Below are 5,554 nucleotides of genomic sequence, written 5' to 3'. Positions count from 1 at the left end.
GGCGGTGTCGTCACCAGTGCCCAGGCCTTGATGATCGTGGTGCCCGACAGCGCCACGGTGACGGCCGAGGTCAGCATTGCCAATCAGGACATCGGCTTTGTGAATGCCGGGCAGATGGCGGCGGTGAAGCTGGAGACTTTCCCGTACACCAAGTACGGCACGGTCGATGCACGAGTCGATGTGGTGACGGCCGATGCGGTGACGGATGAGAAGAAGGGTTCTTATTACCCCGCGACCTTAACGCTGAGTCAGAAGGACATGCTGATCGACGGCAAGCGCGTGCACCTGAGCCCGGGCATGAACATCACGGCCGAGATCAAGACCGGGCACAGAAGGGTGATTGAGTATTTGCTGAGTCCGGTGCAAAGGGCGGGGAGTGAGAGTTTGCGGGAACGTTAGGAGAAAGAAGCATGCAGGAACCCATTGAACTCAATGCCGCCGAGCGGCACTTGTTGCAAGCGCTGACCAACGGCGCCAGCAATAAGGACATCGCGCTGGAAGTTGCCAAGAGCGAATTCACCATTCGCAACCAGCTCAGCCGCTTGTTCAAAAAGCTTGATGTGGGCAACCGTAACCAGGCCGCCTTCTGGTACCGCGAACACCTGGCGCAGCTTGCAAGACAGTGGCACGCGGGTGTGGCGGACCGGCGCAATGGGAATAGCCTTGATCGACGCAACGGCGTGCGCCTTGGCGTGAGCGCACGGGCCCAGGTGGCTGAGCATGCCTAGGGTAATCACCGAGTCAGATCGGTACATTTGTACCGGGTTACGAACGCTAAGATCGATGAAGAATCGTCGCCCAAGAGCTTCACAAAAGCCGGCAACTCGTTTCGTCCCAAGGGGAGTTCTGTCAACCATGTCATTCACCAGTGCCGCCGCGCCTGCGGCCTTGCCTGCCAATGCCCATGCGCAAGTGCGCGAGGCACTTTGGGGAGCCGTCGTTGCTGCGAAAAACATAGCTGCTTACGCGCGCTCTCAAAGGGCAAGAGGGCTATTTGCTTTGCAATGTCAATGGCGGGCGGGGCGTGATGCGGCGAAGCCGGGTGGTCGGCACACCTTTGCCGAGCTGGGCGTTGCCAGCATCAACGTCAGCGGCACGGCAGGCAACGTGAACCTGGGTGGGGGCAACACCCAGACCTTCCGCGGCAGCTTTACCCGTGTGGGCGGTGCGATAGGCAATGCAGGCACCGCCGAGCTGGCGGGCAGCCTGCTGCTGGCCAACAACAACTTTTACCGGCAGTTCACGGATGACCCGGCCATCACCGCCGGGGCGCAGGCCTTGCCGCAGATGCAGGGCAGTGGGTTGGTGCGGGATTTGCGGCCGGCCATGAGTTTGGGCACGGCGCAGGCGCTGGACCTGCAATGCAAACTTACCAGAATCACTATCGATTTGATAGCTGGATACGTCCGTCAATCGGTCGCTACAGGCAGATTTGATTGTGAAAAACGATGCTTGGCAGTCCATCAATCACCTTTGACGCGCCGTTCTGTGCGCTCCAGAACGAAAAGCGCTCACGCAAGCTGCGCACGGCTTACAGGGCATAAAGGGCTGGGAAAGCGCATGAGTGCTGAGTGGGCTGTTGGATGTGGATCGCTGACAACGAGAGGGACCGTAACTCAACTCGGCCTAGATGAATTGACCCTGCAAGGGTTGCACATCAAGTTTGGCGTTGCCAGTAACAACCTTGAGTAAGGAAAGATCAATGAATCCAAAAATTGAATCAACGTCTTGCCAGCGCGGGATTGGCATCTTGCTGGTTGTACTAGTTGGACTACTGAGTGCCTGCAATCCCAATTACCGGGGGCACGACAAACCAATCTTGCACACAACTATCAGTGCTGATGGAAAAATGGTTGCGACACTATTGAACGCGGGAACAGACAAGCAACTGCTACGCGTGCGCAACCTCGGCACAGACACCACATGGCGCACGGTGCAAGGACCGCCCTTAACACATTCCATTCGCTTTGGGCTGCAGGGGCATGAGCTCTTGCTGACCCACCGCAAACCGGATTTACCAGCGAAAGACTACCTGAGCAAGCTTGATCTCGACAATCCCGAGAGAGGCTTGCAAAAAATTTACGAGTCGGAAGACGGCCTGGCCTTTCCTGTTGAAGTCACACCTGGGCAAGTGATGGTGCGCACGCGCCATGCTGATCAAACGGGGAAACGGTTTTACTTGTCGGGCTACTACTGGATTTTGGTTGGCCAAGACCAGCAGTTGCGGAAGGTGGGGCCCGACCCGGTGCTTCCTTACGCCGCGCCGAACATTGTGGGCAGCGGATTCTTCTGGACGGAGGATCAAATGGGTGAAAAAAAAGAAGCCCACCCGCTTGTGTTGAGTTATCCATTGCCTGGCGGCGTTGCGCCGATTTTTTCGCGTGAACGCCTTGAAAAGAATACACATGACGTATTGTGCGATCGAATGGCAAAGCGTTGCTTGCGCTGGTTTATTTCGAACCTGAATCAAATTCCTCACGGTTCATACATTTACGACGTAGACGTTTTGTTTGGCGCTACAAGCTGCAAACTGCCAGGCCTGTCTGGTAGACCAGCTGGCGTTTCACTCACACCCGACGGCAACGCAGCCGTCATGTCTCTGGCAGCCGGGCCTGACAAGCCACGCCACGTGGTGGTCATGCATTTCAATCCGCAGCAATGCGAAGCAATTTCACTTCAACACATCAACTTCGAGGAGAAATAATCATGGCTCAGCAAGATATTGTTTTGGCAATCGCGCGTGGTCCGGAAGACTTCGCGACTGCGGGGGATGGTTTCTCATTCCTGTCTTCTACTGGTCAAACAATAGCTGGCGTAGTTTCAGCGATTGCCCTCATTCATGGAGATGCTTAATGCTTAGGACGTCTATCTGGATCGTATTTGCATCTTTGATTTTTTTTGGGCTATGCCGGTATTTAATTTACAGACGACCGATCACGGCAGAAGACGCAAATAAGGTGCTTGTGATGTCTATTATTTTCGCCTTAGTCGTGTTTGCCATTCGTGACATTTTCAATTTTTAAAGGATCATTTAAATGATAGAAATAGATGGAAAAATAATAACCAAAGAGATTCTAAAATTCGCTTTGGACAATGCGTCCCAGTATCTGACGGGGATACCGACTGACTACAGTAGGTTTAATTTACTGGCATATGGCCTAACCTATACAACCGATGCAAACGCGCCGACTTTATACTTCTACGATGGTAATGGGCATATGATTCCCAGCCCTGACAGGCCCGTCAGTGCTCAAGAACAAAAGTGGATGGATGACCACAACGCAACTCTTGATCGATTGAAGGGCCTTGAAAACAAAGCGCTTGATGACTACCTCAATCAGGTACTACCGCTGAGTTACCCGAACTTATTCCCCGCCGTCATCTCCCCCATCCTAGGCTCCACCCCCGACCCTCTGGTCAAAACCATCAAATACGTCCCCTACGTAGATCCCCTGATCCTGGACCTCGACGGCGACGGCCTGGAGATCACTCCGTTGTCCAACGGCATCCTGTTCGACACCAACGGCGACAGCATTAAAACCGCCACCGCCTGGGCAGGTGCAGATGACGGCCTGTTGGTGTGGGACCGCAATGGCAATGGGCAAATTGATTCAGGCACCGAACTCTTTGGCGACGAGACCATCCTGTCCAATGGCCAGAAAGCCACCAACGGCTTTACCGCCCTGGCTGAACTCGACAGCAACGCGGACGGCAAGTTCGATGCAACAGACACCCAGTACGCCAACCTGCGCATCTGGCGCGACCTGAATCAGGACGGCGTCAGCCAAGCGGATGAACTGCAAACCCTGGCTGACAGCCACATCGCCAGCATCAGCCTCACCAGCACCGCCGGCATCACCCAATACACCGACTCAATGCTGGTGCAAAGCGGCAGCTTTACCCGCGTCGACGGCCAAGGCAACACCAGCACCGGGCAAGCCGGCAGCTTCATCCTGGCGCAAAACAATTTTGTGCACTCTTTCACACCGATCACGGTGAGCGATGCGGCCAGGGCGCTACCCAACATTGCAGGCACTGGCTGGGTGCGTGACTTGCAAGAAGCGGCCACCCAAAGCCCGGAGCTGATTGCGCTGATCGAGCAGGCCAAAGATGCTCCCACCCGTGCGGGCTACAAAGTAGCGGTGGCCACATTGATGCGCGAATGGGGCAATGATTCGGTCTACAACAATGCCGGTAAACAAGCGCTTGCCGCTGGTTACGGGCTGATCATGAGCGACCCGGCCGATGCGCAAGAGGCTGGCTGGATGGACACCGCCATCAAGGCCAGCGAGGTTGATCGCGATGCCTACCGGGCCACTTTGTCGGAGGCCGACCGCACCAAGTTTGATGCCATGCGCGAGCGCATGGTGGGAGGACTGGAGAAGGTGTTTGCGTACGAAGCCTTTACAGGTTACTCGTTCCTGAGCTGGGCGCAGGTGCAAGGCGATGCCATCAATTACACGATGCGCTCCGCCGTGAGCAGCAACGGTAGACCGGTGGAGGTATGGGTGCCCTTGTCACAGATCATCCGCGAGAACCGCAACGCTGTCATGTCGAGCCAGAGCGGCTACATCCGCGTCACCATTCCGACGCCACCCAGCGGCATGGCGCACGTTGACACTTTGTGGAATAGGCTGGTCGATGACGCCACCACGAACTTGTTGCTCCCCTTGCGGCTGTCGAAGTATTTCGACTTGGTAGATTTGAATATTTCGGATACGGCTATCGCCTTTGACGTCACCCGCCTGAATGCAAGTTTTGCGGCGGCCGCTACGGACCCAACGACTGCGCTCAACGCAATGGCGGACCTGATTGATTTGCAGAAATATGCGGGAGATACTGTTCGGGCGATAGGTTGGCAGCCGTATGAAACGCTACGGGGCATGCTGGAAACCACGCCGCTCACCACTGACATTCAGAGCCTGATGACGGCGGAGCGCATTGTGCCGTTGGGGGCTACGGGGACCGACTACACCGCGACCAGTACGGCTGGTTCGATCGTGTTGGGGAATACGGGAGGCAATATGCTGACTGGTGGGAGTGGAAGTGACCAGTTGTACGGCATGGACGGCAACGACACCTTGCTGGCCTACGGTTCTTCGGACACGCTGGACGGCGGCGCCGGTGACGACACCTTGGCCGTGACGGGTTCGCAGTACATCGCTGGCACCACCTTCATTGGCGGCACGGGCAACGACACCATCACGGGTGGTGGAATGAACAACACCTACGTCTTCAATGTCGGTGACGGCCAGGACACGGTCAATAACTACAGCCCTTACGGCAACAGCTACACCGACGTGCTCCAGTTTGGCGCGGGCGTTGCGGCAACTGACGTCACGCCGCTGCGCTCTGGCGTGGACCTGGTGTTCCAGCTGGCCAACGGCGTCGACCAGATCACGGTGAAAAACTGGTTTGCCGACAGCCTTGCCTACAACCAGATCGAGCAAGTCAAGTTTGCGGACGGCACCAGCTGGAGCAAGGCTCAGGTCAACACCCGAGCACTGGAGGTGCTGGGCACCAACGCGGCCGACACGCTCAGCGGTGTGAGTGC

At 56.4% G+C, this 5,554-nt stretch carries 6 protein-coding genes; all 6 read left to right on the top strand.

Annotated features, from left to right (window positions below; translation table 11 throughout):
- Positions 1-399: HlyD family efflux transporter periplasmic adaptor subunit (locus B3V69_RS02755; RefSeq protein ID WP_296443572.1), on the top strand; the 399-nt coding region annotated here is incomplete at its 5' end.
- Between the two features lie 11 nt (positions 400-410).
- A complete protein-coding gene (locus B3V69_RS02750; protein ID WP_296443571.1) occupies positions 411-728 on the top strand; it encodes a response regulator transcription factor in 318 nt (105 codons plus the stop codon).
- 127 nt (positions 729-855) lie between these two features.
- Positions 856-1,692, top strand: a complete 837-nt coding sequence (locus B3V69_RS02745; protein WP_296443569.1) for a hypothetical protein — start codon at positions 856-858, stop codon at positions 1,690-1,692.
- Between the two features lie 10 nt (positions 1,693-1,702).
- Positions 1,703-2,704, top strand: coding sequence for a hypothetical protein (locus tag B3V69_RS02740; RefSeq protein ID WP_296443568.1), 1,002 nt, complete (start codon positions 1,703-1,705; stop codon positions 2,702-2,704).
- A 2-nt stretch (positions 2,705-2,706) separates the two neighbouring features.
- Entirely contained in the window at positions 2,707-2,853 is a 147-nt protein-coding gene (locus B3V69_RS02735; RefSeq protein WP_296443566.1) for a hypothetical protein, read from the top strand.
- A 413-nt stretch (positions 2,854-3,266) separates the two neighbouring features.
- The coding region (locus B3V69_RS02730) for a calcium-binding protein (protein ID WP_296443564.1) at positions 3,267-5,554 on the top strand (2,288 nt) is incomplete at its 3' end.

Source organism: Rhodoferax sp. UBA5149 (assembly GCF_002413825.1).
Classification (GTDB): domain Bacteria; phylum Pseudomonadota; class Gammaproteobacteria; order Burkholderiales; family Burkholderiaceae_C; genus Rhodoferax.
The sequence above is the reverse complement of the archived record's forward strand: the minus strand, read 5'-3'. Positions and strand labels throughout refer to the sequence as shown.